The 21,576-nt window shown below is 74.2% G+C and carries 19 protein-coding genes; 10 read left to right on the forward strand and 9 right to left on the reverse strand.

Annotated elements, in window-relative coordinates; translation table 11 throughout:
- The first annotated feature begins 22 nt into the window (after positions 1-22).
- From ACIP8Z_RS32510 to ACIP8Z_RS32530, 5 genes are read left to right on the forward strand one after another with little or no spacing between them, the layout of a single operon-like run.
- Positions 23-1,000 (forward strand): cobalamin biosynthesis protein, encoded by a 978-nt coding sequence (locus ACIP8Z_RS32510; protein WP_402089831.1) that lies wholly within the window; start codon positions 23-25, stop codon positions 998-1,000.
- Entirely contained in the window at positions 997-2,505 is a 1,509-nt protein-coding gene (locus ACIP8Z_RS32515; RefSeq protein WP_402089833.1) for a cobyric acid synthase, read from the forward strand. Before ACIP8Z_RS32510 ends, ACIP8Z_RS32515 begins: the two co-directional genes overlap by 4 nt.
- Before the next feature lie 55 nt (positions 2,506-2,560).
- On the forward strand, positions 2,561-4,615 hold the full coding sequence (locus ACIP8Z_RS32520) for a putative cobaltochelatase (RefSeq protein WP_402089835.1): 2,055 nt from the start codon (positions 2,561-2,563) through the stop codon (positions 4,613-4,615).
- A complete protein-coding gene (cobO, locus tag ACIP8Z_RS32525; protein WP_189830416.1) occupies positions 4,615-5,223 on the forward strand; it encodes a cob(I)yrinic acid a,c-diamide adenosyltransferase in 609 nt (202 codons plus the stop codon). Before ACIP8Z_RS32520 ends, cobO begins: the two co-directional genes overlap by 1 nt.
- Positions 5,217-6,605 carry a cobyrinate a,c-diamide synthase gene (locus tag ACIP8Z_RS32530; protein ID WP_402089837.1) on the forward strand — a complete coding sequence of 463 codons (1,389 nt, stop codon included), beginning with the start codon at positions 5,217-5,219 and terminating at the stop codon, positions 6,603-6,605. The genes cobO and ACIP8Z_RS32530 overlap by 7 nt, the downstream gene beginning before the upstream one ends.
- A 2-nt stretch (positions 6,606-6,607) precedes the next feature.
- Here ACIP8Z_RS32530 and ACIP8Z_RS32535 read toward each other — a convergent pair whose 3' ends face one another.
- A complete protein-coding gene (locus ACIP8Z_RS32535; protein ID WP_402089839.1) occupies positions 6,608-7,336 on the reverse strand; it encodes a ZIP family metal transporter in 729 nt (242 codons plus the stop codon).
- Positions 7,337-7,357: 21 nt separating this feature from the next.
- Between ACIP8Z_RS32535 and cobC the strand changes: the two genes are divergently transcribed.
- Positions 7,358-8,914, forward strand: coding sequence for an Rv2231c family pyridoxal phosphate-dependent protein CobC (gene cobC, locus ACIP8Z_RS32540; protein ID WP_402089841.1), 1,557 nt, complete (start codon positions 7,358-7,360; stop codon positions 8,912-8,914).
- A 160-nt stretch (positions 8,915-9,074) separates the two neighbouring features.
- On the opposite strand, the gene ACIP8Z_RS32545 is transcribed toward cobC, so the two are convergent.
- Both ACIP8Z_RS32545 and ACIP8Z_RS32550 read right to left on the reverse strand, forming a co-directional pair.
- The gene (locus tag ACIP8Z_RS32545; protein ID WP_402089843.1) at positions 9,075-10,058 is read right to left on the reverse strand and encodes an SCO1860 family LAETG-anchored protein; all 984 of its coding nucleotides are present in this window, start codon (positions 10,056-10,058) and stop codon (positions 9,075-9,077) included.
- 311 nt (positions 10,059-10,369) lie between these two features.
- Entirely contained in the window at positions 10,370-11,089 is a 720-nt protein-coding gene (locus tag ACIP8Z_RS32550; protein WP_402089845.1) for a siderophore-interacting protein, read from the reverse strand.
- Positions 11,090-11,158: 69 nt separating this feature from the next.
- On the opposite strand from ACIP8Z_RS32550, the gene ACIP8Z_RS32555 reads away from it, so the two are divergent.
- On the forward strand, positions 11,159-13,348 hold the full coding sequence (locus ACIP8Z_RS32555; RefSeq protein WP_402089847.1) for a penicillin acylase family protein: 2,190 nt from the start codon (positions 11,159-11,161) through the stop codon (positions 13,346-13,348).
- Positions 13,345-13,914, forward strand: coding sequence for a GNAT family N-acetyltransferase (locus ACIP8Z_RS32560; protein ID WP_402089849.1), 570 nt, complete (start codon positions 13,345-13,347; stop codon positions 13,912-13,914). Before ACIP8Z_RS32555 ends, ACIP8Z_RS32560 begins: the two co-directional genes overlap by 4 nt.
- A gap of 22 nt (positions 13,915-13,936) precedes the next feature.
- Here ACIP8Z_RS32560 and ACIP8Z_RS32565 read toward each other — a convergent pair whose 3' ends face one another.
- The gene (locus tag ACIP8Z_RS32565; protein ID WP_402089851.1) at positions 13,937-15,022 is read right to left on the reverse strand and encodes an amidohydrolase family protein; all 1,086 of its coding nucleotides are present in this window, start codon (positions 15,020-15,022) and stop codon (positions 13,937-13,939) included.
- A 106-nt stretch (positions 15,023-15,128) separates the two neighbouring features.
- Here ACIP8Z_RS32565 and ACIP8Z_RS32570 point away from each other — a divergent pair, with 106 nt between their 5' ends.
- On the forward strand, positions 15,129-16,232 hold the full coding sequence (locus tag ACIP8Z_RS32570) for a pyridoxal-phosphate-dependent aminotransferase family protein (protein ID WP_402090052.1): 1,104 nt from the start codon (positions 15,129-15,131) through the stop codon (positions 16,230-16,232).
- A gap of 129 nt (positions 16,233-16,361) precedes the next feature.
- Here the strand turns inward: ACIP8Z_RS32570 and ACIP8Z_RS32575 are convergent, their stop codons facing one another.
- Positions 16,362-17,429, reverse strand: coding sequence for an alkene reductase (locus tag ACIP8Z_RS32575; RefSeq protein WP_402089853.1), 1,068 nt, complete (start codon positions 17,427-17,429; stop codon positions 16,362-16,364).
- A gap of 116 nt (positions 17,430-17,545) precedes the next feature.
- Here ACIP8Z_RS32575 and ACIP8Z_RS32580 point away from each other — a divergent pair, with 116 nt between their 5' ends.
- The gene (locus ACIP8Z_RS32580) at positions 17,546-18,055 is read left to right on the forward strand and encodes a MarR family winged helix-turn-helix transcriptional regulator (RefSeq protein ID WP_402089855.1); all 510 of its coding nucleotides are present in this window, start codon (positions 17,546-17,548) and stop codon (positions 18,053-18,055) included.
- Between the two features lie 67 nt (positions 18,056-18,122).
- Here ACIP8Z_RS32580 and ACIP8Z_RS32585 read toward each other — a convergent pair whose 3' ends face one another.
- The 4 genes from ACIP8Z_RS32585 to ACIP8Z_RS32600 form a co-directional block, all read right to left on the reverse strand.
- Positions 18,123-19,181 carry an aminotransferase class V-fold PLP-dependent enzyme gene (locus tag ACIP8Z_RS32585; protein ID WP_402089857.1) on the reverse strand — a complete coding sequence of 353 codons (1,059 nt, stop codon included), beginning with the start codon at positions 19,179-19,181 and terminating at the stop codon, positions 18,123-18,125.
- A 101-nt stretch (positions 19,182-19,282) separates the two neighbouring features.
- Positions 19,283-19,990, reverse strand: a complete 708-nt coding sequence (locus ACIP8Z_RS32590) for a DsbA family oxidoreductase (RefSeq protein WP_402089858.1) — start codon at positions 19,988-19,990, stop codon at positions 19,283-19,285.
- Between the two features lie 73 nt (positions 19,991-20,063).
- Positions 20,064-20,540, reverse strand: a complete 477-nt coding sequence (locus tag ACIP8Z_RS32595; protein WP_402089860.1) for a GNAT family N-acetyltransferase — start codon at positions 20,538-20,540, stop codon at positions 20,064-20,066.
- A gap of 6 nt (positions 20,541-20,546) precedes the next feature.
- Complete coding sequence (locus ACIP8Z_RS32600; protein WP_402089862.1) at positions 20,547-21,572, reverse strand: GlxA family transcriptional regulator; 1,026 nt, start codon at positions 21,570-21,572, stop codon at positions 20,547-20,549.
- Positions 21,573-21,576 lie beyond the last annotated feature (4 nt).

The raw sequence follows: 21,576 nt of genomic DNA on the forward strand, positions 1-21,576 counted from the left end.
ACCCTGAGTGAGGACATGCGCCATGCCCGGCCGCAGCAGTACCACTGGTGTCTTCGCGTACGGAGCGGCCGCGGGTCTCGCCGTCGATCTGCTCATCGGCGATCCCCGCCGCGGACATCCCGTCGCCGCGTTCGGCCGGGCGGCCGCCGCGGTCGAGAACCGCCTCCACCACGACCACCGCGGCTGGGGCGCCCTGCACACCGCCGTCTGCGCCGGCTCCACCGTCGCCCTCGGAGCGCTCGCCGCCCGGGCCGTACGGAACCGGCCGGCCGCCGCCGTCGCCCTGACCGCCGCCTCCGTGTGGGCCGTCGTCGGCGGTACGACCCTGGGGCGGGAGGCCCGCGCGATCGGCGGCGCGCTCGCCGCCGGGGACCTGGACGTCGCCCGGGAGCGGCTGCCGCATCTCTGCGGGCGCGACCCGCAGTCCCTGGACGGACCCGCGATGGCCCGCGCGGTCGTCGAATCGGTCGCCGAGAACACCTCCGACGCCGTGGTCGGCGCCCTGTTCTGGGGCGCGGTCGCGGGCGTACCGGGCCTCGTCGGCTTCCGGGCCGTCAACACCCTGGACGCCATGGTCGGCCACAAGTCGCCGCGCCACCGTCGCTTCGGCTGGGCCTCGGCCCGGCTCGACGACGTGGCCGGCTGGCCCGGGGCACGGCTGACGGCCGTCCTCGCGACCGTCGCCGGCGGCAACCCGCGCGGTGCTCTGAAGGCCTGGCGGGCCGACGCGGCGAAGCACCCCAGCCCCAACGCGGGCCCCGTCGAGGCCTCCTTCGCGGGCGCCCTCGGCATACGCCTCGGGGGCACCCTGTCGTACGGCGGCCGGATCGAGCACCGTCCGGTGCTCAACGGGGAGGGACGGGCCGTCGAGGTGACCGACATCGACCGGGCCGTACGCCTGTCGCGCCGGGTCACCGGACTCACTCTGGCCGCCTGTGTGGGCGGCCGGCTGATCATCGGCGCCCTGGCCGCGTCGACCCGGAAGCGGAGGAACGCATGAGGGGTGGGGGACTGCTCGTCGCCGGGACCACGTCCGACGCCGGCAAGAGCGTCGTGACGGCCGGCATCTGCCGCTGGCTGGTCCGCAAGGGACTGAAGGTGGCCCCGTTCAAGGGGCAGAACATGTCCCTCAACTCCTTCGTCACGCGGGAGGGGGCCGAGATCGGGCGCGCCCAGGCCATGCAGGCGCAGGCGGCGCGGGTGGAACCGACCGCGCTGATGAACCCCGTCCTGCTCAAGCCCGGCAGCGACCGGTCCAGCCAGGTCGTCCTGATGGGCAAGCCGGTCGGCGAGCTCAGCGCTCGTGGCTACCACGGAGGGCGGCAGAAGGAGCTCTTCGAGCCCGTCCTCGCGTGCCTGGAGGAGCTGCGGAGCACGTACGACGCCGTGATCTGCGAGGGCGCCGGCAGCCCGGCAGAGATCAACCTGCGGCGCACCGACATCGTGAACATGGGCATCGCGCGGGCCGCGCGGCTGCCCGTCGTCGTGGTCGGCGACATCGACCGGGGCGGGGTCTTCGCCCAGTTCTTCGGCACGACGGCGCTGCTCGCGCCCGAGGACCAGGAGCTGATCGCCGGCTTCCTCGTGAACAAGTTCCGCGGTGACGTGACCCTGCTCGAACCGGGCCTGGACATGCTGCGCGGACTCACCGGACGGCGGACCTTCGGCGTCCTGCCGTACGCCCACGGGCTCGGCATCGACGAGGAGGACGGCCTCCGGGTCTCGCTGCGGGGCGCGGTGCGCGAGTCCGTCGTCGCGCCGCCGGTCGGCGAGGACGTGCTGCGGGTCGCCGTCTGCGCGGTGCCGCTGATGTCCAACTTCACGGACGTGGACGCGCTGGCCGCCGAGCCGGGCGTCGTCGTGCGGTTCGTGGACCGGGCCGAGGAGCTCGTCGACGCGGACCTGGTCGTGGTGCCGGGGACGCGCGGGACGGTCAAGGCACTCGCCTGGCTGCGGGAGCGCGGGCTCGCCGACGCGCTGGCGCGCCGGGCCGCCGAAGGCCGTCCGGTGCTCGGCGTCTGCGGCGGCTTCCAGGTCCTCGGCGAGCACATCGAGGACGAGGTCGAGTCCCGTGCGGGGGCCGTCGACGGGCTCGGGCTGCTGCCCGTACGGGTGCGGTTCGCGCGCGAGAAGACGCTCGCCCGGCCGGTGGGCTCGGCGCTCGGGGAACGGGTCGAGGGGTACGAGATCCACCACGGCGTCGCGGACGTACGCGGCGGGGAACCGTTCCTCGACGGGTGTCGGGTGGGCTCCGTGTGGGGTACGCACTGGCACGGCTCCCTGGAGAGCGACGGGTTCCGGCGGGCGTTCCTGCGGGAGGTCGCGGCGGCGGCCGGACGGCGGTTCGTACCGGCGCCCGACACGTCGTTCGGGGCGCTGCGGGAGGAACAGCTGGACCGACTGGGGGATCTCATCGAGGAGCACGCGGACACGGACGCGCTGCTGCGGTTGATCGAGGAGGGAGCCCCGCCGGGGCTCCCCTTCGTGCCGCCCGGCGCGCCGTGACGTGCGGCCGTCCCACAGGACATCAGCGAATCGAACTGAAGGAGAGGACCACCCGATGAGCACCCGGTATCCGTTCACCGCCGTCGTCGGCATGGACGACCTGCGGCTCGCGCTGCTGCTCAACGCCGTCAGCCCGGCCGTCGGCGGTGTGCTCGTGCGGGGTGAGAAGGGCACCGCCAAGTCCACCGCCGTGCGCGCGCTCGCCGAGCTGCTGCCCGCCGTGCCCGTCGTCGCCGGCTGCCGCTTCAGCTGCGACCCGGCCTCGCACGACCCCGGCTGCCCCGACGGCCCGCACGGGACCGAGCCCGGCGTCCAGCGGCCCGCGCGGATGGTCGAGCTGCCCGTCGGCGCCTCCGAGGACCGGCTCGTCGGCTCCCTCGACATCGAGAAGGCGCTCAGCGAGGGCGTCAAGGCCTTCGAACCCGGCCTCCTCGCCTCCGCGCATCGCGGGATCCTCTACGTCGACGAGGTCAACCTCCTCAGCGACCACCTCATCGACCACCTCCTCGACGCCGCCGCCATGGGGTCCTCCTACGTCGAGCGCGAGGGCGTCTCCGTACGGCACGCCGCCCGCTTCCTGCTCGTCGGGACCATGAACCCCGAGGAGGGCGAGCTCAGGCCGCAGCTCCTCGACCGGTTCGGGCTGACCGTCGAGGTCGCCGCGTCGCGCGACCCGCGGCAGCGCGTCGAGGTCGTCCGGCGGCGGCTCGCCTTCGAGGACGACCCCGCCGCCTTCGCCCACCGCTGGGCCGCGGACGAGGCCGCGCTGCGCGAACGGATCGTCACCGCACGGGCGTTGCTGCCCCAGGTGACGCTCGGCGACGCCGTGCTCCTCCAGATCGCCGCCACCTGCGCCGCCTTCGAGGTCGACGGCATGCGCGCCGACATCGTCATGGCCCGCACCGCGACCGCGCTCGCCGCCTGGGCCGGCCGCACCGAGGTCACCTCCGAGGACGTGCGGCAGGCCGCCCTCCTCGCCCTCCCCCACCGGCGGCGGCGCTCCCCCTTCGATGCCCCCGGCCTCGACGAGGACAAGCTCGACGAGACCCTGGAGGAGTTCAAGGGCCAGGACCAGGAGCCGGACGAGGACCCCGAGCCCGACGGGCCCGGCGACGGGGGGCCCGGGGACGGCGGTCCCGGTGGGGGTGTCCCGCCGCAGGGCGACGGGCCCGCCGCCGAGAACTCCCCCGCTCCCGAGGAGACCGCGCCGCCCACGCCCTCGCCCGAACCCGCCCCGCAGGGCGCCGGTTCCGGTGAGCGCGCCGCCGTCGCCGCATCCGAGCCCTTCCGTACGAAGGTGCTCAGCGTCCCCGGCCTCGGCGAGGGAGCGGCCGGGCGCCGCTCCCGTGCCCGTACCGAACACGGCCGCACCACCGGATCCGTACGCCCCCGGGGCGCGCTGACCAAGCTGCACCTGGCCGCCACCGTGCAGGCCGCCGCCCCGCACCAGAAGGCCCGTGGGCGGACCGGCCCCGGGCTCGTGGTCCGCCGGGACGACCTGCGGCAGGCGACCCGGGAGGGGCGCGAGGGGAACCTGGTGCTCTTCGCCGTGGACGCCTCCGGTTCGATGGCGGCCCGGCAGCGGATGAGCGCCGTCAAGGGTGCCGTCCTCTCCCTGCTGCTCGACGCCTACCAGCGGCGGGACAAGGTCGGCCTCATCACCTTCCGGGGCCGCGACGCCGAGGTAGCGCTGCCGCCGACCTCGTCCGTCGACGCGGCCGCCGCCCGTCTGGAGAAGCTCCCGACCGGTGGCCGTACCCCGCTGTCGGCCGGTCTCCTCAAGGCCCACGACGTGCTGCGCGTCGAGCGGCTGCGGGACCCCTCGCGCCGCCCGCTGCTCGTCGTCGTCACCGACGGGCGGGCGACCGGCGGCGGCGCCGACCCGGTGGCGCTCGCCGCGCGCGCGGCGCGGCTGCACGCCGCCGACGGCACGGCCTCCGTCGTCGTCGACTGCGAGACCGGACCGGTGCGGCTCGGGCTGGCCCGGGAGCTCGCCCGTGAACTCGGCGGCACCGCCGTCACCCTGGACGACCTGCGCGCCGACTCGATCGCCGGCCTCGTCCGGGACGTACAGGGAAACCGGAAGACCACTGCCAGGAGGGCCGCTTAATGCCGCAGGGACAGCCGACCGTCGTTCCCGACGACGGTCTCACCACCCGTCAGCGCCGCAACCGCGCGCTGGTGATGGTGCACACGGGCGTCGGCAAGGGGAAGTCGACCGCCGCGTTCGGCATGGCGCTGCGCGCCTGGAACCAGGGCTGGCCGATCGGGGTGTTCCAGTTCGTGAAGTCGGCGAAGTGGAAGGTCGGCGAGGAGAACGCCCTCAAGGCGCTCGGCGAGACCGGCAAGGGCGGCACCGTCACCTGGAACAAGATGGGTGAGGGCTGGTCCTGGATCCAGCGCGAGGTCGCCGAGGGCGAGCAGTCGCACGAGGAGAAGGCTCGCGAGGGCTGGGAGCAGGTCAAGCGGGACCTCGCCGAGGAGAAGTACAAGTTCTACGTCCTCGACGAGTTCGCGTACCTGCTGCACTGGGGCTGGATCGACACGGCCGAGGTCGTCGAGGTGCTGCGCGACCGTCCCGGGCACCAGCACGTCGTCATCACCGGCCGCAACGCGCCGCAGGAGCTCGTCGACTTCGCGGATCTCGTCACCGACATGTCCAAGGTCAAGCACCCGATGGACGCCGGTCAGAAGGGCCAGCGGGGCATCGAGTGGTAGCACGTCTCGTCATCGCCGCGCCCTCGTCGGGCGCGGGCAAGACCACGGTCGCGACCGGCCTGATGGCCGCGTTCGCCGGCCGTGGTCTGGCGGTCTCGCCGCACAAGGTCGGACCGGACTACATCGACCCCGGCTACCACGCGCTCGCCACGGGGCGGCCGGGCCGCAACCTCGACGCGTACATGTGCGGTACGGGGCTGATCGCGCCGCTCTTCGAGCACGGGGCGCGCGGGTGCGACCTGGCGGTCGTCGAGGGTGTCATGGGCCTGTACGACGGGGCCGCCGACCAGGGCGAACTCGCCTCCACCGCACAGGTGTCGAAGCTGCTCAAGGCGCCGGTGGTGCTGGTCGTCGACGCGTCCTCGCAGTCGCGGTCGGTGGCGGCGCTCGTGCACGGGTTCGCGTCCTGGGACCCGGAGGTGCGGATCGGGGGCGTGATCCTGAACAAGGTCGCGACGGACCGGCACGAGCATCTGCTGCGGGAGGCGCTCGGGGAGTCCGGGGTGCCGGTGCTGGGTGTCCTTCGGCGGGCGCCGGCCGTGGCGACTCCGTCGCGGCATCTGGGTCTCGTGCCGGTGGCGGAGCGGCAGGCGGCGGCGGTCGCCGCCGTGGCGGCGCAGGCGGAGCAGGTGCGCGCCGGGTGCGATCTGGAGGCGCTGCTGGCGCTGGCGCGGTCGGCTCCGCCGTTGAGCGCGGAGCCGTGGGAACCGCACGGGTTGTGGAGTCCGGGGGAGGGTGGGCACCACCCGACCACCGGACCGCAGACGGCGGACAAGTCCGTCCGCAGGCCGCTCATCGCCGTCGCCGGCGGGGCGGCGTTCACCTTCTCGTACGCCGAGCACACCGAGCTCCTGCGGGCCGCCGGCGCCGAGGTCGTGACGTTCGACCCGCTGCGCGACGAGGCCCTCCCCGAGGGGACCTCCGGGCTCGTCATAGGTGGCGGGTTCCCCGAGATGTACGGCGAGCAGCTGTCCGCCAACGAGCCGTTGCGGAAGGCCGTCGCCGCGCTCGCCGCCTCCGGCGCGCCCATCGCCGCCGAGTGCGCCGGGCTGCTGTATCTCGCGCGGTCGCTGGACGGCACCCCCATGTGCGGGGTGCTCGACGCGGACGCGCGGATGTCCGAGCGGCTCACCCTCGGATACCGGGATGCCGTCGCCGTGAGCGACAGCGTGCTCGCGCCCGCCGGCGCGCGGATGCGGGGGCACGAGTTCCACCGGACCGTCATCGAGCCGGGCGCCGGGGCGGCCGCCGCGTGGGGGCTGCGGCAGCCCGAGCGGAGGGTCGAGGGCTTCGTGCAGGGCGGGGTGCACGCGAGCTATGTCCACACCCACTGGGCGGGATCCCCGGAGGCCGCCGCGCGTTTCGTGGAGCACTGCAGGTGAGGTCAGCCGCCGGAGACGCCCACCACGAGCCAGATGAAGCCGACGCCCCCGACCGTGCACAGCAGGGTGGAGCGGGCGGGGTGGTCGTGGTGGGCCTCCGGCAGGATCTCGGCGGCGGCCAGGTAGAGCAGGGCGCCGCCGAAGAACCCCAGATAGCTGCCGAGGAGTTCCACCGGAAGGGTGAACAGCAGGGTGGAGGCGGCACCGATCAGCGGCGCGAGGGCGTCGGCGACGAGCATGCCGATGGCCTTGTGGCGGGCGTTCCCGTAGAGGCTGGTGATCGTGTACGTGTTGAAGCCGTCGGCGAAGTCATGGGTGATGACCGCGAGGGCGACGGTGGCGCCCATGCCGCCGCCGACCTGGAAGGCCGCGCCGAGCGCGATGCCGTCCATGAGGCTGTGACCGACCATCGCGGCCGCCGCCGTCATGCCGACCTGCGGGACCCTCTCGTCGGCCGCGACGCCGTGTGCGGCCTGGCGTACGGCGAGGAGTCGCTCCACGACATGGGCGAGCAGGAAGCCACCGACGAAGAGCAGCAGGGCCTCCGGGACTCCGAAGACCTCGTCGCCCGCCGCCTCCATGGCCTCGGGGAGCAGGTCGAGTCCGACGACGCCGAGCATGAGTCCGCCGGCGAGGCCGAGGACGAGGTGGCGCCGGTCGGTGACGCGTCCCGCGACCCAGCCTCCGAAGAGCGTCATGAGGAACGCGCCGAGCGCGACGACTACAGCCATGGGCCTTTGGTATCGGATCGGGTGGCGTCCGCGCACCTCGGTGTCGGCGCCCGGGCCGGGGTCCCGGTGGACGAGGTGCTCGCCCTGGTCGGGGCGGTGCTGCGGGAGGCGGGGCTGACGCGTGCGGACGTCCGCTCGCTCGCCACGCTCGACACGCGGGCGGCGGAGCCGGGGATGACGGGCGCGGCGGCGGAGCTCGGCGTCCCGGTGCGGGCGTTCACCTCGGAGGAGCTCGCGGCCGTGCCCGTACCGCATCCGTCTGCGGCGCCGCTGGCCGCGACGGGTACGGCGTCGGTGGCGGAGGCGGCCGCGCTGCTCGCGGCGGGCGGGGGCGCGTCCGTCGGGCTGCTCGTACCGAAGCGCAAAACCCGGCGCGTAACGTGCGCTCTCGCCGCTTCTGTCCCGTTTCGCCCGAACGAAGACGCCCCAGGCGCACGGTTGTTGCCCCGAACTCACGGGTACATCGCTGGCGAGCCTGGCTCACCCCCCACCATCCCCACCCCCCACACGACGGCGGCCATGGACATGCATCTGCATACCGACGCCCACGACCTGCGCCACCACGGTGACGCCGAGGTACGGGACGAGAAACTCATCGATCTGGCGGTCAACGTCCGGACGAACACCCCACCGGACTGGCTGCGGGAGCGGATCGCCGACTCCCTGACCGGACTCGCCGCCTACCCCGACGGCCGGGCCGCGCGCGCGGCCGTGGCCGAGCGGCACGACCTGCCCTCGAACCGGGTGCTGCTCACGGCCGGCGCGGCCGAGGCCTTCGTGCTGATCGCGCGGGCGCTTCCGGTGCGGCGGCCCGTCGTGGTGCATCCGCAGTTCACCGAGCCGGAGGCGGCGCTGCGTGACGTCGGCCACGAGGTGGGCCGGGTGCTGCTCCGCGAGGAGGACGGCTTCCGGCTGGATCCGGCGGCGGTCCCCGAGGACGCGGATCTGGTGGTGATCGGGAACCCCACGAACCCCACGTCCGTGCTGCATCCCGCCGCCTCGATCGCCGCGCTCGCGAGACCCTGGCGGACCCTGGTGGTCGACGAGGCGTTCCTGGACGCGGTGCCGGGCGAGCGCGAGGCGCTGGCCGGGCGGACCGACGTGCCGGGGCTCGTGGTGCTGCGCAGCCTCACCAAGACATGGGGACTCGCCGGACTGCGGATCGGGTACGCGCTGGCCGAGCCGGCGACGATCGCCGCCCTGGAGCGGACGCAGCCGCTGTGGCCGGTGTCGACGCCGGCGCTGGTGGCGGCGGAGGCGTGCATGTCGCGGGCGGCGCTCGCGGAGGCCGAGCACGCGGCGCACCGGGTCGGGGTCGAGCGGGCCCATCTGCTCGCCGGGCTCGCGGAGTTCGAGGAGGTGCGGACGGTGCCGGGGTCGGAGGGCCCCTTCGTGCTGCTGCGGATCGACGGGGCGGACGCGATCCGGGAGCGGCTGCGGTCGTTGGGCTTCGCGGCCCGCCGGGGCGACACCTTCCCGGGGCTCGACCGGAACTGGCTGCGGATCGCGGTCCGGGACCGGGCCACGACCAACCGCTTCCTGCAAGCCCTCGACCAGGCCCTGCTGATGGGCGGCTGAGCGGCCGCCGCCGGGCGGCCGACGCGTACCGCACGCGGGTCCGGGGAGGGCGACGTCGTCACCGTCGCCCTCCCCGGACCCGTGCTTTCCCGGAGGCTCCCCCCGGAGCCTCCGGCCACCGCGCCCCCCGGCGCATGCCCCTGCGCGCCCCCTCGGACCGTCAGCCCCGGGAGCGGGCGCGCGAGCGGGTCAGCGCGAGCGCGCCGCCGCCGGCCACGAGGAGCGCGAGCGCCCCGCCCGCGATGTACGGGGTGGTGGAGCTGCCGCCGGTCTCGGCGAGGTTCTGGGTGGGCGTGGTGCCGCCGTTGTTGGTCTTGATGCCGCCGGCGTCGCTCGGCTTGACCGAGGGCTGCTGGGTGGGCTGCTCCGAGGGCCGCTCGCTGGGCTCCTGGGTGGGCTTCTCGGTGGGCTGCTCCGTCGGGGCCGTGCCCTTGGGCGTCTCACAGGTGGCCTCGGCGAGCGTCACGGTGCCGTTGACCTCGGCGACGCCGAGCTTCAGCGGGTCGACCTCCACCTTGAGTTCGAGGGCGGTCGCCGCCGCCGTGCGCGAGGTGGTGGACGTACGGGACAGGTCGAGGGTGACCTGTCCGACTTGGGGCACGCTGACCTGGGTCCGGCCGCCGGTGGAGAGGGTGGTCTTCTTCCCGAAGACGATGACGTGGCCGAGGACGTTGGACTCGGCGACCGGCTTCTTCCCCACCTCGCACAGGGCCTTGGAGGTCACCTTCTGGACCTCGATGAGCGAGAGCAGCGGGATTCCGGGGACGTGGACCTCGGCCTTGACGAGGTTCACGTACCCCTCGGCCTTCTTCTCGTCCATGGTGGCCTTCGAGGTGGCGACGTCGGCGGCGAGGATGTCGATCGGCTTGCCCTCCTCGGCCCCCTGCACCTTCACGGAGAGCGCGGTCTCGTTCTCGGTCTCCGGCGCCTTCACCTCGTTGAGGGAGACCCGCAGCGGCACGTCGACCGTCTTGTCGAGGAGGGAGACGTCGAGGCCGGTCCGCAGGACGACGGCGGTGGCGCGCCCTTCGCCGCCCGTGGCCTGGGCCGCCGGGGCCACGAGGAGCACGGGGCCGACGGCCAGGGCGGCGACGGTCGCGGCGGCGGTACGGCGTACGGGCGTGCGGAAGGTGTTGCTGTTCAAGATGGTGGAACCCCCACAAGAGACATGGCGTCGCCGGCCGCTCACCACGGGGACGGTGGGTCGGCGCGGCCTCGGCGACTTGAGACACCGGAATCTTTACGCACGGAGAGTGAACCGACAGTCGCCTGACGTGAGTTCACTCCAAAGGGGGGTTTCCGTGTTCATATTCGATTTTTTTCGACACAACCGTTCCCGGGTGTCCCGCGTCTTTCGCACGCGGGGACATACAGCGGGTCCCACGGGAAGAGTGTGAACGAGCCGCCGTGCGCCGGGGTAACGGATCGTCAACCCGGCGCATCAGGAGAGGTCGGTCAGCTCGCGCGCCAGTACCCGAGCGCGTGGACACGCTCCTTGGGGAGCGCGAGTTCCTTGCGCGCATAGGTGGCGAGGGTCCGGGTGGTCGTGGTGTCGCAGGCGATCCAGACGTACGGGTCGGAGTCCGCGAGGGCGGGGAGCTCGGCCTTCACACGGGCGACGAGGTCGGCCCCGTCGTTCCGGCGCGGCACCCGGCGCAGTTCGTGGTGCTCGGGGTCGAGCCGGAACGGCAGCTCCTCGTCGGAGGCGTGCTGGGTCTCGAACCAGACGGTGGCGGGGACGCCCGGGAGCGCGTCGAGCAGGGAGTTGACGGCGGGCAGCGACGCCGGGTCGCCGACCACGAGGAGCCGTCCGGGGCGCGGCTCCGGGGCGTCGAAGCCGGTCCCCTGGAGGGTCGCCTCGACGGTGTCGCCCGGGGCGCAGGCGCGGGCCCAGCGGCTGGCGACGCCGTCATGGAGGGCGAACTCCAAGCTGAAGGTGCCGGCCTCCTGGTCGGGGTCGACCAGGGTGTACGCGCGCTGGTGCGGCTTGCCCGCGTTCTCGAACCAGATCCGGACCCACATCGTGGGGTGGATTCCGGCGGCGGCGAGCAGACCGCCGTCCGTGAAGCGCACCCTGCGGTAGTCCTCGGTGACCTGCTCGGCCCCCGTCACGGTGAACGTGAAGTCCTTGCCCCGCATCAGCTTGAGAACGGCACCCTGCCAGCCGTGACCCACCGCAATCCCCTCCCCTGAACTCCTGTAGATTAATTTAGGTCAGCCTAACCTAAGAAAATCGCTGAAGACATGGACGGGATCGGGGTCTCCGTGAGCATCGAGGTCTACCGGGACGCGTGGGGCGTCCCCCATCTGCGCGCCGCGGACCAGGACGAACTCGCCTTCGCGCAGGGCCGGGTCACCGCCCGCGACCGGGCCTGGCAGCTGGAGGTCGAGCGGCACCGCGCCCAGGGCACCACGGCCGCCTTCCTCGGCGCCGCCGAGCTGGGCTGGGACACCTTCGCCCGGCGCTCCCGGCTCGCCGACACCGCCCGCCGCTGCTTCGAGCGGCTCGAACGCGAGGACCCGCGGACGGCGGCGTGGGTCCGCGCTTACGTGGACGGGGTCAACGACGGCCTGGCGGAAGGGGCCGGGCGGGCGCCCGAGTTCGCCGCGACCGGCCTCGCGCCCGGCCGGTGGGAGCCGTGGACCCCGCTCGCCGTCTGGCTGACGACCCACATCCTGTTCGCCGGCTTCCCCACCAAGATGTGGCGCGAGGAGGTCGCCCGCCGGCTCGGCGAGGAGTGGACGGAGCTCTTCGCGACCGACGGACCGGGGACCTCGGGCTCCAACGGCTGGCTGGTCGCGGGCGGGCGGACCGCGAGCGGGTCGGCCCTGGTGGCCGGCGACCCGCACCGCTTCATCGAGGCGCCCGGCGTCTACCAGCAGATCCGGCTCGCCTGCCCCGCGTACGACGTGGTGGGCATCGCCGTGCCCGGCATCCCCGGACTCGCCCACTTCGGCCACACCGGGCCGGTGGCCTGGGCGATCACCAACGCGATGTCGGACTACCAGGACCTCTACCGGGAGCGGCTGCGGCGGCTCCCGGACGGCGGGGTGGAGGCGTACGGCCCCGAGGGCTGGCGCCCGGCCACGACACGCACCGAGACGATCGAGGTCGCGGGCGGGGAGCCGGTCGTGGTCGAGGTGATCGAGACCGACCGCGGCCCGGTGATCATCGGGGTGGACGACGAGCCCGGCGACGCCGCGTCGGAGGGCGCCGCCGGGGACGGGGGCTCCCCGGACCGGGCCTCGCGGGACCGAGCCCCGGTCTGGGAGGGCGTCGCGCTGCGGTACCTGCCGCGTGTCACCGGCCGGCTCGGGTTCGAGGTGCTGCCCGCGCTGCTGCGCGCCCGGACCGTCGCCGACGTGGACACGGCCCTCGACGGCTGGGTCGAGCCGGTCAACGTCGTCCTGGCCGCCGACACCGAGGGCGGTCTGCTGCACCGGGTCGCCGGCCGGGTTCCCGTACGGCACCGGGCCAACTCGCTGCGGATCGTGCCCGCCTGGGACCCGGCGCACGCGTGGGAGGACGCTCCGGCGCCGCTGCCCCGCGCCGAGGTGGACGGGCACGCCGTGATGGCCAACGCCCGGGGCCTCGCCGCCCCCCTGGGCATCGAGTTCGCCCCGCCGCACCGGGCCGACCGGATCGACGCGCTCCTCGGCGCCTCGGCGGACTGGACCCCGGAGAGCGTCACCGCCGTCCACCGGGACACCGACAACCGCTCGGCGGCCCGCCTCCTGGCGGCCGTGGCCCGGGTGGGCGGAACCGGGGACGGCGGCGGACCGGACCTCGCCGGCCTCTCCCCCGCCGCCTCCGCCGTACGCGACCGGCTCCTCGCCTGGGACCGGCGGATGGACGCGGAGAGCACCGACGCCGGTCTCTACGCCGCCGTGCGCGGGGCCGTCGTCCGACGGTTCGCCGCCCACGAGGCTTTCGCGGCGCTGCGTGAACCCGCCCCGTACCCCGAGGTGTTCCGGCCCTGGCTGGCCCTCGGGCCGCGCGTCGCCTACGCCCTGGAGACCCTGCTCGTGGCCGGGCCCGTGCCCGCAGCGGACGTCGACCGGATCGTGGCCGAGGCGCTCGACGAGGTCGGCGCCGGCGAGCCCCCGGCCGCCTGGGGCGTGACGCACCGGCTCGCGCCCTGGCAGGCGCTGCCCGACCCCGACGACGCGCAGTGGCCCGGGCTCGGCGGGGACCACGACTGCGTGCTCTCCACGTCCAGCGTGCCCGGGTGGACCGACCGCAGCGCCCGGGCCTCCGCCGCCCGCTACGTCTGGGACCTCGCCGACCGTGAACGGAGCGGCTGGATCGTTCCGTTCGGCGCGTCCGGCGTGCCCGGCGATCCGCACCACCGCGACCAGCTTCCACTGTGGCTGAGGGGCGAACTCGCCCCCGTCACCACCGACTGGCAGAACCTCACCAAGGAGCAGGGATGACCACCGCCACCGCCGCCTACGTCCGGAGCATCGACGGCTTCGGCACCGTCACGGTCCGGCCCGTCGAGCCCGAGCGCGACGCCGTGCTCCTGCACGCCTGGGTCAACGAGGAACGGTCCCGCTTCTGGGGCATGGTCGGCACCACCGTCGAGCAGGTCCGGGACGTCTACGCGCACCTCGACTCGCTCACCACCCACCACGGCTTCCTGGTGAGCCTGGACGACGTGCCCGTCGCCCTGCTCCAGACGTACGACCCCGAGGCCGACCGCGTCAGCGAGTGCTACGAGGTGGAGCCCGGTGACATCGGCGCCCACTTCCTCATCGCGCCGAACTCGGCCCCGCAGCCGGGCTTCACCGGCAAGCTCCTGTCCGTGCTCATCGCCTTCACGCTGCGGGACCGCACCCGTGTGGTCGTGGAGCCGGACGCCTCCAACGAGAAGGCGATCGCCCGTATGGTGCGGGCCGGCTTCGAGCTCGGCCCGGAGGTCGTGCTGCCCGAGGTGGACCTGCCGGAGGTCTTCATCCCGGAGAAGAAGGCCCGGCTGGCCTTCCTGACCCGCCGCTGATCACCCGACGGCGTGGTGGGGGCTACCCCACCACCCGACCGTTGACGACGACCCGGCGCGGCGCCGCGAGGACGCGGACGTCCGCGCGCGGGTCCTCGCCGTAGACGACGAGGTCGGCCGGGGCGCCCTCCTCCAGGGAGGGGCGCCCCAGCCACGCCCTGGCTCGCCAGGCGGTGGCCGCGAGCGCGTCGATCGGCGGGATGCCGGCCTTCGTCAGCTCCTCGACCTCCTCGGCGACCAGGCCGTGGGCGAGGGAGCCGCCCGCGTCGGTGCCGACGAAGACCGGGACGCCCGCGTCGAAGGCGGCGCGCACGGTGTCGTACCGGCGCTCGTGCAGCCGCCGCATATGGGCCGACCAGCGGGGGAACTTCTCCTCGCCGCCGTCGGCGAGGTGCGGGAAGGTCGCGATGTTGACCAGGGTCGGGACGATCGCGACGCCCCGCTCGGCGAAGAGCGGGATGGTGTCCTCGGTGAGGCCGGTGGCGTGCTCGACGCAGTCGATGCCCGCCTCGACGAGGTCCCGGAGCGAGTCCTCCGCGAAGCAGTGCGCGGTGACGCGGGCGCCGAGCCGGTGGGCCTCGGCGATGGCCGCCTCGACCTCGGCGCGCGGCCAGCAGGCGGTGAGGTCGCCGGCCTCGCGGTCGATCCAGTCGCCGACGAGCTTGACCCAGCCGTCGCCGCGCCGGGCCTCTCGGCCGACGTAGGCGACGAGGTCGGCGGGCTCGATCTCATGGGCGTAGTTGCGGATGTACCGGCGGGTGCGGGCGATGTGCCGCCCGGCTCGGATGATCTTCGGCAGATCGTCCCGCTCGTCGATCCAGCGGGTGTCGGAGGGCGAGCCCGCGTCCCGGATCAGCAGCGTGCCCGCGTCCCGGTCGGTGAGGGCCTGCTTCTCGCTGGTCGCCTCGTCGACGGGGCCGTGCCGGTCGAGGCCGACGTGGCAGTGCGCGTCGACGAGTCCGGGCAGCACCCAGCCCTCGACGGTGACCGCCTCGGCGGCGGGCCGGTCGAAGGTGACCCGCCCGTCGACGCACCACAGTTCGTCCCGTACGTCGTCGGGGCCGACGAGCACCCGTCCCTTCACGTGCAGCACCGCGTGATCACTCATGTCTGCACTGTACGAGGACGGGACCCCGGCCGGGAGGGCCCCTCGGTACCCTGATCCGGAGTTCCGCCCCGCACGAATCCGAGTCGAAGAAGGCACCGCCGTGACCGTGACACATCCGCTCCTGGACCTGGCCCCGCTGACCGCCGCGCATTTCGCGTCGATCGAGCGGCGGGTGGCCGCGCTGCTCTCCACGGAGCAGGACGTGGTGATCACCCAGGGCGAGGCGCTGCTCCCCCTGGAGGGGTGCATCCGCAGCGGTGCGCGGGCCGGATCGACCGCCCTGAACGTGGTCACGGGGCCGTACGGGCAGACCTTCGGCAACTGGCTGCGGGACTGCGGCGCGACCGTGGTCGACCTGGAGGTGCCCTTCCACACGGCGGTGACGGCCGCGCAGGTGGAGCAGGCGCTCGCCGCGCACCCGGAGATCGACTTCGTGTCCCTGGTGCACGCGGAGGCGGCGACCGGCAACACCAACCCGGTCGCGGAGATCGGTGAGGTCGTGCGGGCGCACGGCGCGCTGTTCTACCTGGACGCGGTGGCGTCGATCGGTGCCGAGCCGGTGCTGCCGGACGCCTGGGGCGTGGACATGTGCATCATCGGCGCGCAGAAGGCGATGGGCGGGCCGGCGGGTGTGTCGGCGGTGTCGGTGAGCGCGCGGGCGTGGGAGCGGTTCGCCGCGAACCCGGCCGCGCCGCGCCGCTCGTACCTCTCCCTCCTGGACTGGAAGGAGCGCTGGATCGACGGCGGCCGGAAGACCCTGCTGCACGCTCCGGCGCAGCTGGAGATGCTGGCCCTGGAGGCCTGCGTCGAGCGGATCGAGGCCGAGGGCCTGGACGCCCTGATGGCGCGGCACGCCGCCGCGGCGGCGGCGACCCGGGCGGGCGCGCTGGCCCTGGGCGGTGGCCTTGAGCCGTACGTGCACGAGGCGAAGGACGCGGCGCCGGTCGCGACGACGCTGCGGGTGCCGGCCGGGGTGGACGCCTCGGAGCTGGTGGCGAAGGCGCTGGCCGCCGATCCGTCGCTGCCGCTGATCGCGGGCGGCGGGGCGCTGGCCAAGGAGATGATCCGGGTCAACCACTACGGGGTGGACGCGACTCCGGGCGCCGTGCAGTCCTCGCTGGCCGCCCTGGGCGCGGCGCTCGGCGAGGCGGGCCGCGCGGTGGACCTGGAGGGCGCGCGCCGGGCGGTCACGGAGGCCTGGGCGGTCTGACCGGTCCGGGTACGCCGACCCGCGTACGCCGGCGTACGGGACGCGGACGGGAACGGGACGTGGAAGGGGCGGGGTCCGGTGTCGGACCCCGCCCCTTCCACGCGTCTCCGGGCGCTCAGAGCGCTCCGGTCACAGCGCCGGGTAGTCCGTGTAGCCGCGGTGGTCGCCGCCGAAGAAGGTCGCCGGGTCCGGGGCGTTGAACGGACCGCCGGCCCGCAGCCGGGCGGGCAGGTCGGGGTTGGCGAGGAACAGCGCGCCGTACGCGACGAGGTCGGCGGTGCCGTCCTCGATCAGGGTCAGCGCGTCGGCGCCGGTCGGCCCCTCGGTGGAGGGGTTGAGGATGAACATGCCGGAGAAGGCCTTGCGCAGGGCGAGGGTCAGCTCGCGGATCTCCGGCGCGGGCTCCGTGACGTGCAGGTACGCGATGCCGACGGGGTCGATCGCGGCGACGAGGGCGGGGTAGAGCTCCTCGGTGTCGGTCTCGGCGATGTCGTTGTAGGTGTTGGCCGGGGAGATCCGCAGGCCGGTGCGCTCGGGGCCGATCTCGGCGGCGACGGCCTTGACGACCTCGACGGCGAGGCGGATGCGGTTCTCGACCGGGCCGCCCCACTCGTCGGTGCGGTGGTTGGAGCCGGAGGCGAGGAACTGCTGGATGAGATAGCCGTTGGCGCCGTGGATCTCGACGCCGTCGAAGCCGGCGTCGACGGCGTTGCGGGCGGCCTCGGCGAAGCCGGCGACCGTCTCCCGGATCTCGTCGGCGGTGAGCTCACGCGGGGCGACGAAGTCGATGAGGCCGGTGCCGGCGAAGAGCTGGCCCTTGGGGGCCACGGCGGACGGGCCGACGGGGTGGAGGCCGTCGCCGAGGACCACGGGGTGGCTGATCCGGCCGGCGTGCATCAGCTGGACGAAGATCTTCCCGCCGCGCTCGTGGACGGCGTCGGTGACCTCGCGCCAGGCGGCGACCTGCTCGGCGCTGTGCAGGCCGGGGGTGTTGGGGTAGCCCTGGCCGACGGCGCTGGGCTGGGTGCCCTCGGTGATGATGAGCCCGGCCGAGGCGCGCTGGGCGTAGTACTCGGCGACGAGCGCGGTGGGGGTGCGGCTGTCCCCCTCGGCACGGCTGCGGGTCATCGGGGCCATCGCGATGCGGTTGGCGAGACGGGTTCCCGCGAGGTCCACGGGGTCGAAGGCGGTGGTCATGGCTGTCCCCTTCACACATTTATGTGGTCGGCCAAGTATCTGGTCCGGATGCCACTGTAACCCATTGCTTGGCCAGCCAAGGTAATCTGTGGGGAGACCCTCACGAGGAGCCCGCGATGTCAGGAACCGACCCCGTCTGTACCGAGACGGCGCCCTCCGCCGCCCACGGCGGCCCCGTCAGCGTCGCCCTGGCCCGGGTGGCCCGGATGCACCGGATCGCCGCCGGGCGGCGGCTGCGGGACCTCGGCCTCTACCCGGGCCAGGAGATGATGATGATGCGGCTCTGGGACTGCGGACCGGTCCGTCAGTCCGAGCTGATCCAGTCCCTGGGGCTCGACGCCTCGACGGTGACCAAGATGCTCCAGCGCATGGAACACTGCGGCCTCGTCCTGCGCCGCCCCGACCCCGCCGACCGGCGGGCGGTCCTGGTCGAGGCGACGGACGAGGGACGGTCGCTGCGCGCCGGCGTCGAGGGCGTCTGGTCCGACCTGGAGCAGGCCTCCCTGAGCGGGCTCGGCCCCGACGACCGGGCCGAGCTGGCGCGGCTCCTCGGCCTCGTGGCGGACAACCTGCGCGAGGAGGCGGGCGAGGCGGGCGAGTGCCCGGCCCCGCCGCGCGGCTGCTGAACGGGACGCCCCCGGAGGTACGGCGCCCTCGCGCGGACGCGCCGCCCCCGCGGGCGCGGTACGGGTGTCAGCCCGCCAGGACCTCCAGGGCGCGGTCCACGTCCGCCGCCGTGTTGTACAGGTGGAAGGACGCGCGCAGATTGCCCGCGCGGACGGAGAGCAGGACGTCGGCCTCGCGCAGGGCGTCCGCGCGGTCCCCGAGTCCGGGGACGGCGACGACCGCCGACTCGTCCATGACCGGCGCGTGCCCGAGGGCGACGAGGCCGGCGCGGAAGCGGGCCGCGAGCCCCTTGACGTGGGCCTCGATCCGCTCGACGCCGATCTCCTCCAGGAGCGCGAGCGAGCGGGCCGCCCCGTGGTACGAGAGGAACGCCGGGGGCTCGTCGAAGCGGCGTGCGGCGCGGGCCAGTTCGCGGACCGGGCCGTAGCTGTTCGCCCACAGCTCCTCGCCGGTGACCCAGTTGGCGTGGATCGCGAGGAGCGAGTCCTGCGCCTCCTCGGTGACGGTGAGGAAGGACGACCCGCGCGGGCAGAGCAGGAACTTGTAGCCGCCGGCGACCGTGTAGTCCCACTCCCCCGCGCGCAGCGGCAGCCAGCCGGCCGACTGGGTGGCGTCCAGGAGGGTCCGGGCGCCGTGCGCGGCCGCCGCGGCCCGGATCGCCGCGAAGTCCGCGGTCCGGCCGTCCGCCGACTGCACGGCCGAGAAGGCGACGAGCGCGGTGTCGGGGCCGACGGACTCGGCGAGCCCGTCCAGGGGCACGAACCGGGTCCTGAGGTCGCCGCGGATCGTGAAGGGGGTGATGACGGAGGAGAAGTCGCCCTCGGGGAAGAGGATCTCGGACCCGGCGGGCATCGACTGGGCGATCTTGCCGCAGTGCACGGCGACCGAGCTGCCGACGGCGACGCGCTCGGGCGCGACGCCCACGAGCCGGGCGTACGCGGCGCGGGCCTCGTTCACGACCTCGAAGTCCCCGGCGCCGCCCGGGCGGCCGGCGGCGGTCTCCTCCGCGAGGAGCACGACGGCCTCGATCGCGCGGCGCGGCAGCAGCCCGCAGGCGGAGGTGTTGAGGTAGGTGTTCTTCGGCGCGAACTCGGCGCCCCCGAGGGGCTTTTCCAGGGAATCCATGCCCTCACCCTGGATTCCCCACGATCACCCGTCAATTGGGTTCGATCGTGGGGGATCCCCAAGCCGCGCTTATCGCCGCAGGTGGGAGGGAGTGCGGGTGATCACGCGCCCGGGACCTCGCAGCTGCCGTCGGTGTCGCAGACCGCAGCGTCGCCGCCGACGGTCTGGAGGACCCGGCCCTGCCAGGCCTGCTCCAGGGCCTGGGTGAAGACCTCGGCGGGCTGGCCGCCGGAGATGCCGTAGCGGCGGTCGAGCACGAAGAACGGCACGCCGTTCGCGCCGAGTTCGGCGGCCTCGCGCTCGTCCTCGCGTACGGCTTCGGCGTAAGCCGAGTCGTCGGCGAGGACGGTCCGCACCTCGGCCTCGTCGAGACCGGCCTCGACGCCCAGGGTCACCAGGGTCTCGGCGTCGAAGACGGAGCGCTCCTCGGCGAAGTTGGCGCGGTAGGCCAGGTCCAGGAGCTCGTTCTGCAGGCCGCGGTCCTTGGCGAGGTGGAGCAGCCGGTGGATGTCGAAGGTGTTTCCGTGGTCGCGGCCCTCGGTGCGGTAGCCGAGGCCCTCGGAGTGCGCGTTGGACGCGACGTGCGCCTCCATGGCCCGGGCCTCGTCGAGGGTGCGGCCGTACTTCGTGGCGAGCATCTCCAGGACGGGGCCGGTGTCGCCCTTGGCGCGGTTCGGGTCGAGCTCGAAGGAGCGGTGCACGACCTCGATGTCGTCGCGGTGGGCGAAGGCCTCGAGTCCCTTCTCGAAGCGGGCCTTGCCGATGTAGCACCAGGGGCAGGCGATGTCGCTCCAGATCTCGACGCGCATGTGACTTCTCTCCGGGGTTGGGCGGCGGGGTGTTCGGGGTGTTCCGTCGCGACAACGACCCCGCCGGCGGATTTCATTCCGTTTCCGGTCCCAGTGTGAGCCGGAGCACGAGGTGGTCGCCGTCGCGCGGGGTCTCCGGGTCGGGGGTCCAGCCGTGGGCGGCGTAGAAGGCCTGGGCGCGTTCGTTCTTCTCGAAGACCTCCAGGCGCGCCTCGGTCACCCCGGCGGCCCGCCAGCCGTCGACGCAGGCCGCGTGCAGCTCGGTGCCGACTCCGCCGCGCCAGCGGGCGGGGAGGACGTGGAGCTGGGTGAGGTGCATGTGGCCGTCGCGCTCCCCGTACGCGGCGATGCCGGCGAGCTCCCCGTCCCGTACGGCACAGAGGACGGCGCCGCGCTCGACGGCGGCGGCCCAGCCGGCCCGGGAGCGGGCGATCTCCTCGGGGCCGAGGAAGTCGGCGTCGGGGAGGTGACCGCGGTAGTAGGTGGCGCGCGCCTCGGTGTGGAGGGCGACGACGGCGTCGAGATCGGCGGGGGTGGCGAGTCGGATCATGGTTCTTCAGGACGCACGGGAGGGCGGGGCGGTTGCGGCGGGGGCGGGGCGGTCCGTGACCGTCAGCCGGCTGAACGAGGAGCGGTAGGCGCTCGGGGTGAGGCCCGTGCGGCCCAGGAGGTGCCGGCGCAGCGAGTCCCCGGTGCCGAGGCCGCTCGCGCGGGCCACCGCGTCCATGGCGAGCGAGGTGGTCTCCAGGAGCTCCTTGGCCCGCTCCACGCGCTGGTGCAGCAGCCACTGGAGCGGGCTGACGCCGGTCTCGGCGTGGAAGCGGCGGGAGAGGGTGCGGACGGAGACGCCGGCGTGCCGGGCGAGGTCGGTGAGGCCGAGCGGTGCGTCGAGGTGTTCCATCGCCCACGCGCGCGTGGCGGCGAACGAGACCCCGCGCTCGGGCGGCAGCGGGGTCTGGGTGAACTGGGTCTGGCCGCCGGGCCGTACGGGGGCGACGAGGGCGAGCCGGGCGACCGTGTTGGCGACGGCGGAGCCGTAGTCGGTGCGGATGACGTGCAGGCAGAGGTCGATGCCCGCCGCGTATCCGGAGGAGGTCAGCACGGGCCCGTCCTGGACGAACAGCACGTCGTCCTGGAGGTCGACGGCCGGGTGTCGGGCGGCGAGCAGCGAGCTGTACGCCCAGTACGTCGTCGCGGCCCGGCCGTCGAGCAGTCCGGCCTCGGCGAGCGCGAAGGCGCCGGTGCAGATGGAGGCGATGCGACTCCCGGCCGTGGCGGCGCCCCGCAGCGCGGCGAGGATGCGCGGGTCGGGGTCGGTGTACGAGCCGCTGCCCGCGAGGACCACGGTGTCGGCCCCGGCGACGGCGTCGAGGCCGTGGGGGACGACGAGGTCGAGGCCGCCGGTGGTGGTGACGGGCCCGGGGTCGGGGGCGCAGATGACCGTCTCGTACCCGGGTGCGCCGTCGATCTCGACCTTGCCGAACAGCATCTCGGGGATGGCCAGGTTGAACATCGAGACGGGCGGGGCGGCGATCACGGCGACGCGGCGGGCGCGCGGCGAGGGTGCGGACGCGGCTGTCATGTGG

The sequence above is a fragment of the Streptomyces sp. NPDC088553 genome, assembly GCF_044752965.1.
Lineage (GTDB): Bacteria > Actinomycetota > Actinomycetes > Streptomycetales > Streptomycetaceae > Streptomyces.